Source organism: Pandoraea sp. ISTKB, from assembly GCF_001721285.1.
Lineage (GTDB): Bacteria > Pseudomonadota > Gammaproteobacteria > Burkholderiales > Burkholderiaceae > Pandoraea > Pandoraea capi.
The window spans coordinates 78,912-97,453 of sequence record NZ_MAOS01000026.1; the positions used below are offsets into that span (position 1 = coordinate 78,912).

The 18,542-nt window shown below is 60.4% G+C and carries 19 protein-coding genes; 7 read left to right on the forward strand and 12 right to left on the reverse strand.

The features are described from left to right. Positions 1–2: 2 nt before the first annotated feature. Both A9762_RS08015 and bluB read left to right on the forward strand, forming a co-directional pair. The gene (locus tag A9762_RS08015; protein ID WP_069341509.1) at positions 3–1,316 is read left to right on the forward strand and encodes a cobyrinate a,c-diamide synthase; all 1,314 of its coding nucleotides are present in this window, start codon (positions 3–5) and stop codon (positions 1,314–1,316) included. After that, on the forward strand, positions 1,300–1,983 hold the full coding sequence (gene bluB, locus A9762_RS08020) for a 5,6-dimethylbenzimidazole synthase (protein ID WP_069341510.1): 684 nt from the start codon (positions 1,300–1,302) through the stop codon (positions 1,981–1,983). Before A9762_RS08015 ends, bluB begins: the two co-directional genes overlap by 17 nt. A 168-nt stretch (positions 1,984–2,151) precedes the next feature. Here bluB and A9762_RS08025 read toward each other — a convergent pair whose 3' ends face one another. The 7 genes from A9762_RS08025 to A9762_RS29165 all read right to left on the reverse strand — a co-directional run bounded on the left by A9762_RS08025 (position 2,152) and on the right by A9762_RS29165 (position 7,574). Then, complete coding sequence (locus A9762_RS08025; RefSeq protein WP_069341511.1) at positions 2,152–2,703, reverse strand: hypothetical protein; 552 nt, start codon at positions 2,701–2,703, stop codon at positions 2,152–2,154. A 76-nt stretch (positions 2,704–2,779) separates the two neighbouring features. Then, positions 2,780–3,541, reverse strand: a complete 762-nt coding sequence (locus A9762_RS28480) for a hypothetical protein (protein ID WP_139133133.1) — start codon at positions 3,539–3,541, stop codon at positions 2,780–2,782. Positions 3,542–3,918: 377 nt separating this feature from the next. Then, positions 3,919–4,563, reverse strand: a complete 645-nt coding sequence (locus A9762_RS08035; protein WP_069341513.1) for an EcsC family protein — start codon at positions 4,561–4,563, stop codon at positions 3,919–3,921. A 451-nt stretch (positions 4,564–5,014) separates the two neighbouring features. Further along, positions 5,015–5,401: a hypothetical protein gene (locus A9762_RS28880; protein WP_069341515.1), complete on the reverse strand. Its 387-nt coding sequence runs from the start codon at positions 5,399–5,401 to the stop codon at positions 5,015–5,017. Positions 5,402–5,777: 376 nt separating this feature from the next. Beyond that, positions 5,778–6,419, reverse strand: a complete 642-nt coding sequence (locus A9762_RS08050) for a cysteine hydrolase family protein (RefSeq protein ID WP_371442596.1) — start codon at positions 6,417–6,419, stop codon at positions 5,778–5,780. After that, positions 6,379–7,008, reverse strand: a complete 630-nt coding sequence (locus A9762_RS08055; protein WP_069341516.1) for an alpha/beta fold hydrolase — start codon at positions 7,006–7,008, stop codon at positions 6,379–6,381. The genes A9762_RS08050 and A9762_RS08055 overlap by 41 nt, the downstream gene beginning before the upstream one ends. Before the next feature lie 176 nt (positions 7,009–7,184). After that, positions 7,185–7,574, reverse strand: coding sequence for an OsmC family protein (locus tag A9762_RS29165; protein ID WP_069341517.1), 390 nt, complete (start codon positions 7,572–7,574; stop codon positions 7,185–7,187). Positions 7,575–7,825: 251 nt separating this feature from the next. Here A9762_RS29165 and A9762_RS08065 point away from each other — a divergent pair, with 251 nt between their 5' ends. Further along, positions 7,826–8,305: a carboxymuconolactone decarboxylase family protein gene (locus A9762_RS08065; protein WP_069341518.1), complete on the forward strand. Its 480-nt coding sequence runs from the start codon at positions 7,826–7,828 to the stop codon at positions 8,303–8,305. Between the two features lie 73 nt (positions 8,306–8,378). Here the strand turns inward: A9762_RS08065 and A9762_RS08070 are convergent, their stop codons facing one another. The 4 genes from A9762_RS08070 to A9762_RS08085 form a co-directional block, all read right to left on the reverse strand. Beyond that, positions 8,379–9,428, reverse strand: a complete 1,050-nt coding sequence (locus tag A9762_RS08070) for a LysR family transcriptional regulator (protein WP_240493478.1) — start codon at positions 9,426–9,428, stop codon at positions 8,379–8,381. Between the two features lie 82 nt (positions 9,429–9,510). Further along, on the reverse strand, positions 9,511–10,392 hold the full coding sequence (locus A9762_RS08075) for an RNA polymerase sigma-70 factor (protein ID WP_069341519.1): 882 nt from the start codon (positions 10,390–10,392) through the stop codon (positions 9,511–9,513). A 95-nt stretch (positions 10,393–10,487) separates the two neighbouring features. Continuing rightward, on the reverse strand, positions 10,488–11,951 hold the full coding sequence (gene hydA, locus A9762_RS08080) for a dihydropyrimidinase (RefSeq protein WP_069341520.1): 1,464 nt from the start codon (positions 11,949–11,951) through the stop codon (positions 10,488–10,490). Between the two features lie 100 nt (positions 11,952–12,051). Next, positions 12,052–12,966: a hypothetical protein gene (locus A9762_RS08085; RefSeq protein WP_069341521.1), complete on the reverse strand. Its 915-nt coding sequence runs from the start codon at positions 12,964–12,966 to the stop codon at positions 12,052–12,054. A gap of 290 nt (positions 12,967–13,256) precedes the next feature. Between A9762_RS08085 and A9762_RS08090 the strand changes: the two genes are divergently transcribed. The 4 genes from A9762_RS08090 (at position 13,257) to A9762_RS08105 (ending at position 17,647) form a co-directional block, all read left to right on the forward strand. Further along, a complete protein-coding gene (locus A9762_RS08090; protein ID WP_069341522.1) occupies positions 13,257–14,201 on the forward strand; it encodes an NAD(P)-dependent oxidoreductase in 945 nt (314 codons plus the stop codon). Positions 14,202–14,306: 105 nt separating this feature from the next. Next, positions 14,307–15,575 (forward strand): styrene monooxygenase/indole monooxygenase family protein, encoded by a 1,269-nt coding sequence (locus A9762_RS08095; protein WP_069341523.1) that lies wholly within the window; start codon positions 14,307–14,309, stop codon positions 15,573–15,575. A gap of 16 nt (positions 15,576–15,591) precedes the next feature. Beyond that, on the forward strand, positions 15,592–16,125 hold the full coding sequence (locus tag A9762_RS08100) for a flavin reductase (RefSeq protein ID WP_069341524.1): 534 nt from the start codon (positions 15,592–15,594) through the stop codon (positions 16,123–16,125). A gap of 160 nt (positions 16,126–16,285) precedes the next feature. Continuing rightward, positions 16,286–17,647, forward strand: a complete 1,362-nt coding sequence (locus tag A9762_RS08105) for a cytosine permease (protein ID WP_069341525.1) — start codon at positions 16,286–16,288, stop codon at positions 17,645–17,647. Between the two features lie 99 nt (positions 17,648–17,746). On the opposite strand, the gene A9762_RS08110 is transcribed toward A9762_RS08105, so the two are convergent. Further along, positions 17,747–18,460 (reverse strand): GntR family transcriptional regulator, encoded by a 714-nt coding sequence (locus A9762_RS08110; protein WP_069341526.1) that lies wholly within the window; start codon positions 18,458–18,460, stop codon positions 17,747–17,749. Positions 18,461–18,542: the final 82 nt, after the last annotated feature.

The following is an 18,542-nucleotide window of genomic DNA, read 5'->3' on the forward strand; positions in this document are numbered from 1 at the left end:
TCATGGCGTCGTGCCCCGCGCTGTTCGTGAGTGCGCCTGCGTCCGGTCAGGGCAAGACCACGGTCACGGCCGGTCTGGCGCAATGGCATCGCGAGCAGGGACGCCGCGTTCGCGTCTTCAAGACCGGTCCCGACTTTCTCGACCCGAAGATTCTCGAGCGCGCCAGCGGGGCGTGCGTCCAGACGCTCGATCTGTGGATGGTGGGCGCTGCGCAATGCCGTCGTCTGCTGGCGGAGGCTGTGCGCGAGGCCGACCTGATTCTCATCGAAGGTGTGATGGGATTGTTCGACGGCACCCCGAGCAGCGCCGATCTGGCGATGACGTTCGGCGTGCCTGTCGTCACTGTCATCTCCGCGAAATCGATGGCGCAGACGTTCGGGGCGATTGCCTCAGGACTGGCCCACTACCGGCCCGGGTTGCCGATGCATGGCGTACTCGCGAATCACGTGAGTTCGCCGCGTCATGCGCAGTTGTTGCGCGAAGGCATGCCTGCTGACTTGCGATGGCTTGGGCATCTCGCGACATCGGCGCAGATGACACTGCCCGCCCGACATCTCGGTCTGCATCAGGCCGATGAAATCGATCGGCTCGATGCCCGGATTGCTGCGACCGCGCAGGCGCTCGCCGGCACCGCACTTGCCGACCTCCCGCCGCCGGTCAGCTTCGACGCGCCGCCTTCGGATGCGATGCCGGACATCCCGAAATTTCTCGACGGCAAGCGCATCGCCGTCGCGCGTGACGCCGCGTTCTCGTTCATCTACCCGGAGAACCTTCGTCTGCTGGAGACGATGGGCGCACACGTGACGTATTTTTCGCCGCTCGCGGACGACGCCGTTCCCGACGCGACGGATGCCCTGTTCCTGCCCGGCGGCTATCCCGAACTACATGCGGCGCGGCTTGCAGGCAATACGCGTAGCGCTGCGAGCGTGCGTGCGCATGCGGCGGCAGGCAAGCCCATCGTGGCGGAGTGCGGCGGCATGCTGTATTTGCTGGAAAAGCTGACGGATGCCGACGGCGTCTCGACATCCATGCTGGGCATTCTGCCCGGGCACGCCACGCTGCAAAAACGCCTCGCCGGTCTCGGCATGCAGGCGCTGGAGACATCGCACGGCACGCTCAGGGGGCACACCTTTCACTACACGCGCATGGCCACGTCGATGGTGCCGATTTACCACACGACACGGCCCGGCAGCGCTGCCAGCACGACGGGTGAGCCGGTGTACCGTCAAGGCGCGATCGTGGCGAGCTATCTGCACGGCTACTGGCCGTCGAACCCGGCGCTTACTGCCGCACTCTTTCATGGCACAGCCTTTTAGCGAGCGCGAACGCGCCGCCGTCTACCGCGCGATCTACGAGCGGCGCGACATGCGCCATTTCATGCCGACGCCCGTCGATCCCGAGGTCCTCGCACGACTGCTCGACGCCGCGCATCACGCCCCGAGCGTTGGTTTCATGCAGCCCTGGCGCGTGGTGCGGGTGACGTCGCCCGCCCTGCGTTCGGCGTTGCACGATGCGGTAGAACGTGAGCGGCACAAGACGGCCGACGCACTCGGTGCTCGCCACGACGAATTCATGAAGCTCAAGGTCGAGGGCATGCAGCAGTGCGCCGAGATCCTGGTGATGGCGCTGATGGACGGACGCGAGCGGCACGTTTTCGGCCGACGCACGTTACCGGAGATGGATCTGGCCTCGGTATCCTGCGCGATTCAGAACCTGTGGCTGGCCGCCCGCGCGGAAGGTCTCGGCATGGGATGGGTGTCGATCTTCGATCCCGACGAAGTCGCGCAACTGCTGGAAATGCCCGCGGGTGCAAAGCCGGTCGCGATTCTCTGCCTCGGACACGTGACCGAGTTCTACGACGCCCCGATGCTGGAACAGGAAGGCTGGGCGTCTCGCGCACCGCTGGACGAGTACGTTTTCGAAAACCGATGGCCGCCGGAAAAGGACGCTGCGGCGAGCGATCCCGGTAGTGCAGCGGAATGATGGGGGTGATGCCGCCGAAAACGAATGGCGGTTTTCGACCCCGAACGACATTTGTTCTTCTGCAAAGCGGCTATTCATCTGTTGCCATTGACGCTGCAGCATTGCCTGATGAATTCGATAGCTTCCGATCCGGATGCCTGGCGTAAATGCTCGAGTCTCGGGCGACTATCACCGCACGAACTGGACGCGCTCCGCATTTTCAACGTCTTCCATACATCGTTGACCGAATGGCTGCATCAGGATGCCGCGCTGGAAGTCGGCCATAAAGGAATGGCGTTCTTTTCGCGCTTGCGCATGTTCTTTCCACATGAATCCGTGGATCAGCCTGAACGGTTGCGTCCTGTAATACACGAACATCTCGAGTGGTACATCAAGTCCTGGCACCCAACCCTCGATCAACAAAATATCCAATTTTGTGCCGTCGTTCTGAGTGACGGTTCCTTCTCGACCGGACGACCATCCCGACACACCGACAGCCTGTTCTCGTGCTGATCGCGCATTTGCAACCGCCTCATGCTGAGTCGCTGCGGAATAGGGGACCGGTGTGGGCGTCTCGTTGTCCCAGTAAACAACGTACGGAACCGCTAGCTCGCTAGGTGCGAGAAGGTGCTGAACATTGATCCCGTGACTAAACGCGTACCCCATGTAGAGGGCCAAGTGCTTTTCATTCATAGAGGAATTGCGCCGTTTGATACCGAAAACATCGCCGAATCTGATCATGTATACCTCGCCTCATTAGAATTCCCCACACTTCGTAGTTCGCGAGAGGTGTGATCTCCTTCCCTCCAGAGGGCGATCAGGCAACGCCACGCTTTGTCCAGAGATCTGCAAATGCCTTGTCCGCATCAGCTTTCCGCGAAAGTACATACTCAAGGAAATCCTCGACATCATCTTCCGAGGGTACATTCGGTACCGCCTCAAGTTGTATGAGTTTGCGGAAGCCGCTGTAGTGTTTATGTAACGTTATAAGGCCAACCCCGAAGCGGCTGCAGGCGGACTCCATGACTTCCAGTCCCTCCAGCTCGGCCCCTTTTGCCCATTCAAGCACCACATATGCCTCATGTGCGAATTTGCGATGTGATGCTGCCTCATAGACCGCTTCTACATTCCATCTTCGCCATTGCTTTACTTCGTAAGTTGTTACGATAAGCTTATCGATACGTTGTCGCGGATAGTTTCGGACTGAAAATTTAACAACATCCGGATTAGTCCACTTGCCACGATTGCGAAGCGACCCGATATCGAAACCAAACGCGTTCTCTTCGTTATCGTAGGCTTCATGGTCGATAACATTAACCAGTTCCTCATAGAGATCTGCTTCTTTTCCGACGGCCGATTCTGGTGAGGGCGCGAGATGTTTTACGCCTTTGGCGGTTAAGGATATACCGCCCGAGCGGCAGCGATATTTCTCAATTAACGCTTCGCCGAGAAGTTCATCTTTCAACCGGCCATATCGTTGATCAGAAACATTCAATATTGTTTTTGCTTGTTGATTCGATGTGCCGCCTTCTTCATTTAGCAACCACAAAAGGCGATCTCGATCGGTCGGTTTGGCCATAGGAATCTTGGAACTAAGGAATAAAAGCGTTCGGTTTTGGGATGATCTGCCAGCTGGCAGCACGATCATGTCACTTCGATATCTATGCTTTCGGGTATAGCCGACTCGACTGACATGATCTGGGCACGTCCGTTATCTTGGGAGAAATCGACGTTTGCATGTCCGCCGCTGCGCGCAGTAGCCCCACCGCCCAACACGGTCGGCTCTGCTCGATACGTTTCGACCTTACGCGCACGCGTGATTTCGGCAGCTACTTTCGAGGCGTAAACGGTCGTTCTCGACATCCTGCTGGCCGACGAGGTAATCAGCGAGGTTGACGGCCCTTCCAAGCAGGGCGAACGGGGTCCATCAACTTTCACGCGAACCGCAACGCGAGATCAGGCCGCCAACGTATCTGCGGAGGCGACAAATGTGTCTCGGGCGACGTTGCCAACTATATTGGTGGTCACAGAGTCAAATGTGGCGCCCACGATGCCGCCGAGTAGCGGTACGGCCTTACCAAGATTGATGACCCCGGTAGTGCCAAATTTCGTGATCAAGCGAAATCCAACTGCCTGATTGATCTTCGTGATCGTTGCGCGGCTAATGCCCTTGATCGAGTTGATTGCGATCTTTTGCGCGATGGCGATGCCCGCATCCTTCAGGATGTCCTTTGCCGCACTTCCCGCGAGACAAGTGTAAGCGAGCGCTTTCACCCGGTCATCCTTAGGATCGTGGCCTCCGATGTAGGCAATTGCTGTGATCATTCGCAACTGCACATACAGAACACTCGCGACGTTGGCGGGAATCGTGACCGGCAACGTCACGATCCCGCCTAACCCGGCGAGAAATCCCGAGGTCGCTGCCTTGGTATTTTGCCAACGGATTAGCGAGTTGACGGCATCAAGCGGTGAATCGCTGTCTTTCAGGTATTGCGCCGCCAATTCCTCTGCGGTTCCCGCTCCGGGAATGCCATTTAAAGCCTTGTCGTAGGCCCATTCAAGTGCTTGCTGAATTTTCGATTCAGTTAACTCATTGGTCATTTTTTTCTGACTGTCCAGATCCGCGAATTAGTGGTGAAAACTCTTTAGCCTAATGTCTAGCGCGTCGTATCTACTCCGCTCGCATGGACAACGGCAGCGAACCGGAAAACTTTAGGGCGTATCGTAGGTATGCGAACTGAATCGGTGCCGAGCGTGTGTGTATGTCTTGGTGCGGCCCAAGGCAACGGTCTGTTACTGGCTGTGGATTCATCCGTTTGCAGCCATTCATGAACGGCCGTTTTCGCCCCGCAAGGCACATACCACCGTGCCGACATCGGTCATTCGACTGCGGCCGGCTTCGCAACGACAATCGGGCATCGGACGTGAGTACGGCACCTTCGGAATCGAAGCCGTCATGGAACCGAAGGCCGTGCTCGGTGTGTTGTGAACGTAGCGGGTTGGCGCGACGGGCAATGTCGAAGCACAACGACGCCCGTCATACTCGCCGACCTTACTTGCCGATCTCGTAGCGAAGCAACAATGCCGCCACACGCGCCCGGTCGACGTCGGGAATGCGTTCCATCCCGACGTACTCCCAGAACTCTTCGACGGCGGCGAGGCCTTCGCTGCCGTCAGTCAGGAGACATGCGAGGGCATCTGCCCGATGCTGCGGCGGCAGGACGTCAAGGCTCAGGATCAGCGCATCCATCACGCGCTGTCGGCGGCTGCCTTTGAAGAACCGTTCGCTGATATCGCCAACGAAGGCAGACCACGCTTCGGATTCGCTTCCGGCCTTCGCCGCGACACCCCACTTCTCGACGAGCGCGGGGTTCGCCTTCAACGGTTCGCGAAAAAACATGAAATCCACTGCGGGCTTCGGCGCTGCCGGCTCGGCCATACGCGCTGACGAGGGCGTCGGTAACGGGTGCCCCGCGCCACGTGGCTCCACAATCACAGCGTTGGGGATTACCGCCGCGCGAAGCTCGCCTCTGCGCGTGAGGCGAACCGTGGCGAGATCGGCTTGAAAACGCTCGCGAAGCGGGCACAAATGCCGGTGAAGCGTCCGCGTCGCCGTCGGTACGGAACTGAGGGTTGCGGCACTAAGGGGATTCATCGTCGACCTCCGTCGTGGAAAGGAAATCGCATCCTGACAGCGCCTGTCTTCAGGACTTTGCGAAACCGTCCACCACTTGTCAGTTCCGACGTCGCCCCCCTGGGGGCTCGACACCGACGCCCCGTCAATGCTCGCTCGGCTCCGGTCGATTTGGTCGTGCTCACGCAGGCAATAACGCATCGGCAGTCGTGACGGTGCAATATTCGGTGTCCAGATTGGCGAGTGACATCGCGTGAACCTCTTCGGCGCTTCGTGGTGCGCCGTTCCAGTCTGTGCGTGCAAACGTGAAGCAGCCGTCAGACACGAGCCATGTCTTGAAACCAAGGTTACCGGCCATGCGGACCGTGGCTTCCACTGAATTATTGGTGATGACGCCCGCCACAACCAACGCGTCGAGCCCTCCGGCCCGAAGCCGATCTTCCAGGTCGGTCCCGATGAACGCACTGTTCGTCTGCTTCGGGATGATCAACTCCCCTGCCACCGGGGCTGTCTCTGGCTTGAATGCATGTCCTGGCTGGCCCGGCCGGTAGTGAGACGCGGGATTTGTGGAGTCGTGCCGAACGTGCCACACAGGCCACCCTCGACAACGCCAGTGAGCCAGTAATCGACCGACTTGTCGCTCGGCATCGGGGTTATTTCGCTCGCCCCAACTGGGATGGTCAATCGCACGCTGCAAGTCGATCAGCAGAAGTACCGCGCCGGGAGGGGGAAGTCGGGCGTCCATGTGTTCCGATATGAAATCTTTCGAATCGATCTGGTGATCAGGACCGGTCACCCGCGCCGGTCCGCGATAGGTGCGCATCGACAAGGCCTGCGAGTTCCGACGCGTGCTCATGCGCCAGATCATGGTTACCCCCTGGGACGACGTGCAACCTAGCGTCAGGCAGCAGTTCGCGCAGCCGCTGGCCAACCGCTAGCGGACTGATGGGATCTGCATCCCCCCAAAGTAAGAGGACAGGCTGTGCAATTCGGCTGAGTTCGTCAGTCAGATCAGCGGTGAACGACGTGAACCAATTCGGGAAAGACGGATTGGCATTGATAAATCCGCTTTGCCAATCTGCCGCACCCAGCGCGCGTGTATCGATGCCGCCAGACGTCACCGTCAATACAAGATGGGTTATCAGATCAGGCCTTTCCAGCGCTGCGCGAATCGCTAACACCCCTCCCATGGATTGAGCAATCAAGGCCGTGGGCTCGTCGATGTGAGAGACGACCTTTCGAACGAGATCGTCGATGTCGTTGACATCAGGCGCCGGCGGCTCCTGACCGAACCCCGGATAGGGAAGGATGACTTTCTTGGCGGGGGTGGTCAGCAGATTCGCGAGCGGCTGCCAGAACGCCGTGTTTCCGGATGCGCCCGGCAGGAAAAACAGTTTCGATGGAGCAGGCAAGCGTAGATTCTCCGTGTCTGGAATATTCGATCAGGCGGGTCAACGGCGCAAACGCCGGGGACCAGAAACCTATCACCCATCAGTTCAATAGCATCCCGCCAATCGGTGCAAGTTGGCGCATTGCCGACGAGAGGGCTTCGATGGTTTGGTCGCCCATGATAAATGCCCCCTCCCTATCAAGGAATGACGATTGCCGCTGGACGAATCGCGATGGGCTTGCCCAGTGTCTGCGCAACGGGTGATGCTCGCACCGCCTCACGAGCAAGTGACTCGTGCGCCGGCGAGGGGGCTGTCGAGAAGTGAAGAGACACGTCGAACGCGGTTTCGTGGTCTTGCCTGTCGATCGTCACTTTGACTGTGACGGCGGGAAGTGTGGCACCCGCGCGCTCGGCAGACATATCGATGGACATGCGAATGCACGCTGCAAGCGCACTCTCCAGCAGCTCATGCGGTCGCATGCCCGCACGCCCACCTTTCCCACCCTTTTGCGTGTCCGAGGACACCAGACAACGCCCATTGGTCAATTGGACGCCATATGGCTCGCCCTGCCGTGTTGCCGTAATCATGATGGTATCCGTGGCGTCGAGAACGATTGCCAGTGTCTGCGCACAGTGCTCGCTTAGGAAGGCAAGTCGTTATCCCGGTATGGTTTGTGACAGGCTTCGGACGGATGATTGTTGCCGCCGGGGCAACATGGTGCGCCCCACCCCGGATCTTCTGCCATTCGGTGTCGACATCTAAGATGAAGAGGCTGTTTTATGCCTTAGCGTCCTGACCGAACCGCATCGGGACGCGTCAACCCATCGAGGTCGCCACCATGAGTCAACGTCTGAACGCCTTCGCCCAGTCGCCCGAGCTTTTCAAGAAATTCGTCGAGTTCGGCATGTTGCTGAAGTCGAGCACCATCGAATCCTCGATCCTGAGCCTGATCGAGGTTCGTGCATCGCAGATCAATGGCTGCGGCTTCTGCCTCGACATGCACGTGAAAGAGGCGAAGATTCGCGGTGAGCGCGAGCTTCGCCTGCATCACGTGGCGATCTGGCGCGAGTCTCCCCTCTTTTCCCCGCGCGAGCGCGCCTGCCTGGCATGGACCGAAGCCCTGACGACGCTGGCCCCGCACGGCGTGTCCGACGACATCTACGAGCAGGTACGCGCGCACCTGTCCGAGAAGGAAATTTCGGATCTCAGTTTCGCTGTCATGGCCATTAACGGCTGGAATCGGCTGAACGTCGGCTTCCGTACGGTGCCCGGCTCGGCCGACAAGGCATACGGCCTCGACAAGGCGAATCTCAGTTGAACACGCCTTACGGCGACCGGCGATGACACCGGCTATCGCCGGTCGTCGCCCACGCAACGCGCCAGCTTGCTGATTACGCCTGCTTCAGCAGCACCCCGTCAAAGACTTGCAAGTCCAGCGAGCGGATGCGCTCGGTCATGTAGTCAATGAACACGCGCATCCGGGCCGGCAGGTGCTGACGGCTCAGGAAACACAAGTAGTGCCCATAGTCGTCGGGCGCGTGTTGCGCAAGGCACGCCATCAATGTTCCGGCACGTAGATGGTGGCTTACCTGATAGGCCGCCATCTGCGCAATCCCCTGACCGTCCAGCACCGATTGCAGGACCAGATCGGCATCGTTGAACGTCAGCATGGCGTTCGGCGCGACCTTGAGCGGACGGTCGTCCTTCCTGAACTCCCATTCGCACAGTCGACCGGACGCCAGCCGGTAATTCACGCAACTGTGATCGGCAAGCGTCTCCAGACTCGTCGGCAATCCATGTCTGGCGACGTATTCGGGCGACGCGCACAACACCATCTGCATGGGAATCACCTGCTTCGCGATGACCTGACTGTCTTCCATGCGGCCATTGCGAAACGCGATATCGACGCCGTCGGCGGCCAGATCGACAGGCGCGTCGTCAAGCAGCAACTCGATAGCGATGTCCGGATTGCCACGTCGGAATCCGGCGAGGAGGGGGGCTACGACCTGCCGGCCGAAGCTCACCGTCGACGACACGCGCAATCGTCCCGACGGCGGGCCTTCGCGTAGCTCCCGCATGTCGTCGAGCGCCTGCACGATACGCGTCACGCCGGGATGACATTGATCGTAGAAACGTTGTCCTTCGGGCGTGAGCGAGGTGTTGCGCGTGGTGCGCACAAATAGCCGGACGCCCAACTGCGCCTCAAGCTTTTGAACACTGCGACTGACCGCCGAGCGGCCGATGCCCAGCCGGTCGGCGGCCTTCACGAAGTTGCCTTCCGCCGCGACGGCCAGAAACGCCACGACACCGGCATAACTCGTGGCGAAGCTGTCCGCCAGCGAATCAGCACGACGAGCACGATCGGCGCCAGCCCGGCCGGGCAGCGTGCTCGGCCCCGTGACGGAGGGTTTGACCGGCAGCATTGAGAGGGATATCGACATGATGGCGAGCCCGCGGTTTGTTGACCATACCGCTAAGACGAGCCGCCGGATCGATTTGTGACATCAAATGAAAAAAATTTTCTCAGCGCCGTGCGAGCGCCGCCGCGATCCCTGCCAGCTTGTCCGGGTTGCGTTGCGCCAGAATGCGCGTCAGGCGTTCACCATCGGTCTCATACGCGAGCACCGACTCCAGTTGCCCATCGATGAAGCGCAGCAGTGCCCATTCGCCGTTGACCCGTGCCACTTCGACCCGCAGCGCGTCGCCATAACGACGCGTGCCCGCGAAGAAGAGCTGTGCGAGCCGCTTCCCGCCGACCAGACGGCTGAAGGCCGAGACCTTGCCGCCACCGTCGCCGATGAGTTCTGCGTTGTCGCTCAGCAGCGCGTGCAGCGCATGGAAGTCGCTGCGCTGCATCGCGTCGGCAAAGGCTGTCAGCAAGCGATGCAGCGTGGCACGCGGCACGGACTCGCGTGGCTTGCCGTCGCGCAATGTCTCTCGCGCGCGTCGTACGAGCTGGCGGACGGCGGCAGGCGTCTTCTCCAGCGTTTGCGCGATGTCGTCATACTCGGCGTCGAACACATCGCGCATCAGAAAGGCAGCGCGAGCGTCCGGCGAGAGACGTTCCAGTGTGTAGAGAAAGGCGACGGAGACGTCTTCGGCGAACTCGTGCACCTGCTCCGGCGTCGGCGGCGCCTCGGCCATCAGCACCGGCTCGGGCAGCCAGACGCCGGTGTAGTGCTCGCGCTCGGCCTTGGCCGCGCGCAGGCGGTCGATGGACAGGCGTGTCGTGATCGTGACCAGCCACGCTTCGGCGTTCTCCACCGCATGCGGGTCGGTGTTGTGCCAGCGCAGCCACGCATCCTGCACGACGTCCTCGGCTTCCGCGACGGCGCCCAGCATGCGATACGCAATCGCTTGCAGGCGCGGACGGTGACGCTCGAAGATGAGTGCGGAGTCGGTCATGTCGTGGCGAAGGCCAGAAAATGTGCGGGCAGTGCGCACGCGCAAGGCTGCTCATTTTGCCGCAGCACGACCGCCCCGACAAGAACGACGCGCGCTCAGACCTCATCGAAAAAACCTGGCCCCGCACCACGACTAAGACGGGGGCCGAGCGTCGGCGAGCCACATCGCAGAAATTTCCCGTGCCCCGACTCGCCGGTGAACGACTCGCCGTCCCAAACGACCTTGCCCCGGCTCATGGTGAGCCCCGGCCACGCCTTGAGCTGCATCCCTTCATAAGGGGTGTAGTCGGCCCCGTGGTGCAGGTCGGCATTCGCAATCGTTTTCGCCCGCTCGTCCCAGATCACGAGATCGGCATCCGATCCGATCGCAATCGCCCCCTTCCTCGGATGAAGGCCATAAGCCTTGGCCGGCCCCGTGGCCGTCAGTTGCACGAATCGGGGCAACGTAATGCGTCCCGCGAGTACCCCTTCCGAATAGAGCAACGCCATGCGCGTTTCAATGCCCGGTATGCCGTTCGGAATATGCCTGAACGGCTGTTCGTGCCCGCCCGGGCGCTTCCCGTCGACGCCGTCCATCCGGAACGGTGCATGATCCGACGAGAAAACGGAGAAGAGACCTTCGTTGATGGCGTTCCAGATCACTTCCTGATTTTGCCGGTCCCGAGGCGGCGGACTGCACACGCAACGGGCGCCGTGATAGCTGTCGTCGATACCGAGATCGTCGGCGGTCAGGAACAGATACTGCGGACAGGTCTCCGCGTAAATGGAAAGCCCCTTGCCGCGTGCCGAACGAATTTGCTCGACGGCTTCACGCCCCGACACATGCACGATGAGAATCGGAACATCGATCAGTTCCGCCAGCGCAATCGCCCGGTGTGTCGCCTCACGCTCCACCAGCATCGGTCTCGCGTGGCTATGAAAACGCGGTGCGGTACGTCCCACGGCCTCCAGCTTGCGCGTCAGCCATTCAATGCAATCAGAGTTCTCCGCATGCACCATGGCCATGGCACCCGACTGACGCGCGACCGCCAGCAAATCGAGGATCTGAAAATCGTCGAGCTTCAGGTCTTCATACGTCATGTAAATCTTGAAGGACGTATAGCCGTTCTCGATGAGATGCGGCAGCTCCGTTTTGAGCAGCACCTCGGTGGGATCGGTCACGATCATGTGAAAGGCGTAATCGATGCATGCCCGCCCCTCGGACTTTGCGTGATACGCCTTGACGGCTTCGGCGAGCGAAGTGCCGCGACGCTGTACGGCGAACGGCACGATGGTCGTCGTTCCGCCACAGGCCGCTGCGCGACTTCCGGTCAGAAAATCGTCAGCCATTCTCAATGGGGGCTCCATCGGTTCATCCAGATGGCAGTGCGCATCGACCCCGCCCGGCGTTACGACGCGGCCCATGACATCGATCTCGTGCTTCGCAGATGGCAAGTTCGCCCCGAGCGCCGCGATTTTGCCGTCACGAATGCCGATGTCGGCCAAAAAGACATCGGACGCCGTTGCCACTCGTGCGTTCCGAAGCACCGTATCAAACTCAAAACTGCTTTGTCTTTCCATGACCGGCATCCTTTCGATTCAATGAATTTAAACAGGATTACTAAATTAAAATTCGTGAGGACCGCGTGGCAATCGCAACACAGGACCACTGACGGCTCGATCAAACGCTGCGTCCGGCCATTTCCATGGCATCTTCCTCGTGGGCAAGGCACGTGTCGTCCGAAGGAAAAGCGCGGCAAGGCGCCAGGATTCGGATTCGAACCGCCCTGCCGACCGGCAGCGGCGCATCACCGTCAAGAAAAATCTCCGCAATGCGCTTTTCCCGATGACTGGCACCCGGCACGCCACTCAACGCCACGACACCGTCAACGACTGTCCTGTCGTTGAACGTGATTTGCGCATTGAATAGCCCGACGAGACTCGGCCGAACATAGCCAACCCTGACACGCAGCCATCGCTTGCCGTCACGCGCGCCGGCTGCAGCCAGTACCGTGCCGGCAAACGCAAGGTCCCGCCCCAGCAGGCGCTCCGCTTCGCGCATGTCGCCCCGGCTCAATACCTGACGGATCGTCGAACTGGAAATGGGTACCCCCCGATCCAGCACCGTGTCGCTCCGGCTCACGGTGAACGAATGCTGCTCGCCTGCCTTTGCCAGAAGCGCGAAGTCTCCCGCCCGCTTTGCACCGAACCGGAAGTCCTTGCTCACCTGCAACCAGGCAATGTTCAGGGTGCCGACCAGCACGTCCTCGATGAACGCCTCCGGCGTCAGACTCGCGAACGCCCTGGTGAAGGGTTGCAGCACGACGTGATCGACGTCGCACTTTTCCAGCGCCAGCAGCTTCTCGCGTACCGGAAGAATCTCCGTAGGCGCACACGCCGGCGTGAGCACCGCTTTGGGATGGCGGTTGAACGTCAGCACGACCAGCGCAATCCCCAGCCTCGCCGTTGCGACGCGGGCATGCCAGAGCACCGATTGGTGCCCCCGATGCACGCCATCGAAGTTGCCAATGACAAGGCCGCATCGGGCAGGCGCTCGCCCCTCGGCAAATGTCGAAATGCCACGACTCACTTTCATTCCGATCACTCCGTTCACTTCATTGACTGCGTTTGCCGCTGACCGAAACACGCGTGATCTCGTGATCTGTCGGGACCTCGCGCGGCGTCGGCAAACGCTTCGTCGTCTCATGAAAGGAGTGTACGTCAAATATCCAATCATGTTTACATTGATGTAAACAACAACACTCATCGTAAACCAGAATTTTTTCTCAGTTGCAAATAAATATATTGTTAACAACACTGTTTACATGATCTAGCCTGCATGCAGGGCAGCCATTCAGTAAGAGAGACAAACTCAAAGGACAGACGATGACGAATTCGAAAGCCGAGACCATTGTTGTGACCGGCGCTGCGGGACTGCTGGGTGCCGCAGTTGCGCGCAAGCTCAAAGACAGAGGAGACGATGTCATTGCCATCGACAGAACCGGTGGACACAGCATCGATGGACTGGAAGTGATTCGATGCGACCTCACCGAGATCCATCGCCTTCATGAACTGACCCGCAAGGGCGTCTCGGCCATCATCCATTGCGGCGCTTACTCCGGGCCCATGGTGGCGCGCGACGAGCCTTATTCGATGGTGCAGGTGAACATCGTCGGCACCGCGAACATGCTGGAGATCGCGCGGATTCATCAGGCGCGACGGTTCGTCTTCTGCTCGTCGACGAGCGCCTATGGGCACATCGCCCTTCCCGAGGGTGGCCGTATCGGCGAAGACTCGCCGCTGAAGCCGGAAAGCCTCTATGGCGCGAGCAAGGTCGCGTCCGAATACCTCGTCGAGAGTTACGCGAAACAGTACGGCGTCGATGGCGTGAGCGCGCGCATTTCGTGGGTGTACGGCCCGCGCCGCACGACGGACTGCGTCATCCGCACGATGCTGACCGACGCCCTTCGCCAGCGCCCGACCCGCATGCCGTTCGGTAGCGACTTTCACCGCCAGTTCATCCACATCGACGACGCCGCCAACGGATTGATCCGCGCACTCGATGCGCCAACGCTGCCACGTCGCACCTACAACATCACCGGTGGATCCCGCGTCACGTTCAGCCAGATCGCCGAGATCGTGCGCGCCGTCGTCCCCGAAGCGGATATCCAGTTACAGGCGGGCCCCGATTGCCTGGACGAGAGTCAAGGGTTGTTCGACATTTCGGCGGCGCAACGGGATCTGGGCTACTCCCCGCAAGTCAGCCTGGAGGCGGGCATCGAACGCTACGCCGCCTGGTTGCGACAACAGAGCACCACCACAGGAGGCTGAACGAACGAATAGTTTGAGTGCTTGTTACGACGCCGCGTCAGGGTTTCGAAAGCCCGACGCAACGGCCGTCAACCGTTTCATCAAGACGACAATGGAGATGAATTAATGAAGAAGATTGCGATTATTGGTGCTGGTCCCGCAGGATGCATTCTGGCTTACGCGCTGCTCAAATCGAACTACGACGTCACGCTCTATTCGGATCGGTCCCCCGATCAATGGTTGAATCACTCCAAGCCCACGGGTTCGGCGTACCTGTATGACGAAGTCATCGAGATCGAGCGCTCGCTGGGCATGGATCACTGGTCGGACAAGTCCTTCCGTGGGCATGGCTTCCTGCTCGACACCCTCGCGACGGTGGGCGGTCCGCGTACGGCAGTGCAGGGACGCACCGAGTACGGTCGTCGTGGTGCGGCAATCGACCAGCGTATGCGCGTGAGCCGCTGGCTGGAGGATCTGGAAAGCCGTGGCGGCAAGCTGGTCATCGAGAGCGTGACGCTTGAGCGCATGGACGAGATCGCCGCCACGCACGACCTCACCGTGCTGGCCGCAGGCAAGGCCGACCTCGCGGCATGCATCCCGCGTCACGCGGAACGCGCCGTCTACGACCGTCCGCAGCGCAACCTCGCCATGGCGGTGGTCCAGAGCAAGTCGGGCAAGCACACCGAATGGTTCTCGGATCGGGTGCCGTACGTGCCGGTCAAGTTCAATCAGTATGGCGATGTGGGCGAGTACTTCTGGGTGCCTTACGAGCACAAGACCGCCGGCGCCTCGTTCGCCATCCTGCTCGAAGCCCGCCCGGGCGGCATGATGGATCGCTTCGGCGACTGCAAGACCGGACAGGATGTGGTCAAGGCGGCGTGCGACATCATCCGGGATACGGCACCGTGGGAAGCGCATATTGCCGACGACATGACCTACGTCGAAGGCGATCCCCACGCATGGCTGGTCGGCCGATTCTCGCCCACCGTGCGTCAGGCGTTCGCCAAGATGCCGTCCGGCGGCTACGTGATTCCGGTCGGTGACACGGCGATCACGTTCGACCCGGTCTGCGGACAGGGCGGACAGTTCGCCAATCGCAGCGCCAACTTCCTTGCCGAAGTCATCGTCGCGCGAGGCGAGCATCCCGTGACGGAACAGTGGCTGACGCAGATCAACGACGATCTCTGGGAAAACTATGGCCGTGCGGCCTACAAGTTCAACCATCACTTCCTGGAACCGTTCGATTCGGCCGGCGCAAGCGTGATTGCCACGGCAGCACAGAATCTCGACGCAGGCGATGCGCTGTTCAACGGATTCGCTCGCCCGGATCGCATGCTCGACACCTTGCTTTGCCCGCAACAGGCACAGGCATTCGTCGAGCGCTATCAGGCCTGACAGGCGCGGAGACGCAATGGACACTTCCACTTACGAAGGCGATCTCTCACGACAGCAGTTCCGCGACGGCATGTCCCGGCTCGGCGCTGCCGTGAACGTGATTACGTCGGACGGGCCCGCCGGAAAGCTCGGTTTTACGGCGTCCGCGGTATGCAGTGTCAGCGATACGCCGCCGACCCTGCTGCTGTGTATGAATCGCTCGAGCCTGCAGAACGTGCCGCTCAAACAGAACGGCGTGTTCTGCGTGAACAGTCTGTCGGGTCATCAACAGCATCTGGCAGACACCTTCGCCGGCGTCGGTGCGTTATCCATTCCCGAACGTTTCGAGAAGGCCGAGTGGACCACGCTCGCGACCGGTGCGCCGATCCTGCGCAACGCTGTCGTGTCGTTCGACTGCCGAATCAAGGAGGTCTCGGAAGTCGGCACGCATTCGATCATCATCGCGAGCGTCCTTGCCGTCGGGCTTTGTTCGTCGGCCGCGCACGGGCTGATCTACTTCGGCCGTCGTTACCACGCGCTCTCCGAAGCGCCGGCTGTTGCTCTCAAGTAGCTGCGTCGTTGCCAAGGCACACGACGGTTCCGTAGTTAGCTCAGGATTCGCTCGGGCTAGAGGCATGGTGCAAGGTTCGGCCGTTTCAGCCGCTTTGGCCGCAACCTTGCATCTGGTCGACATTGGAGGAGCGAACCTCACTTTATGAAGCAGGTGAAAAATGAACTTGCAGCCTTCCGATGAAGAACAAAACAGCGATTTCGCCGATCGCCCGATCCCTGAAGACCAACGGATGAACAAAGGCCCGCTGACAATGGCGTGGTGGGCCGTATGCAGTTCGATGTGCTGGCTGGTGTTCTCGGCGACGATGGCCATCAACTTCGGTACGGTCAACGCCCTGATCGGCCTTGGCCTGACGGTCATTTGCTACAGCATCGTCAACGGCATCATCGCCAGATACGCCATCAACTCCGGACTGTCCGTCGCGCTGTTCTCGCGGATTCTGTTCGGCCGGTCCGGCGCGGCACTGGCCACACTCATCTTCTTTGCCTGCGCCACGTACTACGGACTGTTCGAAGGGTCGGTGATCAGCATTGCACTGCACTCGTTCGTTCCCGCCGTGCCGCAAAAGGTGATGAACCTGTTCGTGGTCGTGTATAGCGTCCTTCTGGTATTCGGCAGCGTTCAGAAATGGCTCGACAAGTTCAACGGTGTCTTGTTGCCGTTCTATCTGATCGGGCTGATCACCGCAACGGCGCTGACCATCTACGACGTGGGTCTGACGACCCAGTGGCTTCATCTCGGGCCGGCACACCCTTCGCGATTCGGATGGTTTTCATCCTTCGCGTATCTGATGGGGGTGTGGATCATGATGATGTTCACCTTCGACTACGCCCGCTTCGGCAAGAAGCGCGACGTCAAGTATCACGCACGCCTGAACTTCGGATGGCCGTTCTACTTCTTCACGTTCTTCGTGAACGGTCTGGTCGGTATCTTCCTCGTGGGGAGCCTGTCGTCCGGAGACAAGGTGTCGGAACTGTCGGTCGTTTTCGCCATACTGAAGCTCATGGGCGTGGGCGGTCTGTTCTTCGTATGGGTCAGCCAGACGCGGATCAACACGGCCAACTTCTATCTGGCTGCGGTCAATCTCCAGTCGCTGCTTCAGACGATACTTTCGCTAAAGCTGCCGCGCTTCGTCTGCGCCACGGTCATCGGGGTGCTGATCTACCTGCTCATGCTGCTCAATGTCTTTGAATACATCTTGCAGGCACTGGCTTATCAGGGGGTGATCGTGGTGGCATGGGTGTCGATCGCCGTCATGCATATCGTCGCCACGCGCCATTCGCAAGGATCGCAGGGATCATTCACGCAGGAGTGGGAAGACAGTTCGCAGTCGTCGTTCAATTTCCCGGGCATTGCCGCCTGGGCGGTTTCGACGGCCTGCGGGATCACGATCATGGAATGGGGGGGCGCGATTGCCGATTTCTCCGGCCCCATCACCGCCGTGACGGCTTCGCTGCTGTACGGGTCGCTGAAGTTCGCGCTCCCGCCGAAGGCGAGCGTCCCGTCGCCTTCCGTCTGAGGCGTCGGAAACCTCAGCAGCGGTTATCGCGCAACGCCGTCGGCGCCTGTCCCTGGCCGACGGCATTGCCATGACCGGGAACCGCGGGGACCGCTGCCGTCAGGCAGCGCTGCCGAAAATCGCTTCCAGATCGGCTTCTTCCGACGCCGCGCCGAGATCGAGCGAATGCTCGACATGGCTCAGATGTTCGAGAATGATCCTGGCAGCCGTCTCACCATCGTTCGCGGCGAGCGCCTTGACGATGCGCTCGTGTTCGTCGGCACGGCAGCTCTCCACGACCGGTGCGTTGTACACCAGAATCACCAGGCAGGTCAGCGTGGACAATTCGCGAAGACTGCGGATGAACGACGAATTACCGGCGAGCGACGCCGCCAGATTATGAAACTCCCCCGACAGACGAATGACGGCGCGCTTGTCGCCTGACTCACGCGCGTCCATCTCCTTGCGCAGATGCGCCTGAAGCGCCGCCAGCTTCTCGTCGTCCATCTCCTGCGCCAGACGCCGCATGACCGCCGGTTCGATGACGCGGCGCGCCTCGAACACATCGCGCGCCTGATCCACCGATGGCTTTGCCACGAACCAGCCCTTCTTAGGATAGACCTCGACAATCTGCTCGTACGCCAGCTTGCTCAGGGCATCTCTGACACGCGCACGATTGGCATTGAAGATGGCCGCCAGCCGCTCTTCGGCAAGCTTGGTGCCGGGCGTCAGCCGATGCTCCAGCAGGGCTAGGTAGATGCGCTCGTAGATCTCTTCACTCGTGCTTTCGGTAGGCTTCGGTGCGGCGCGAGGTGAACGGGAGGCTTTGGACATGTTGGTTGGAGTCGAGACCTGGACACGGACGACGCGCGAAGAAAACGAACGGACTTCGACGCGATACGCACAGCGCGGGCCG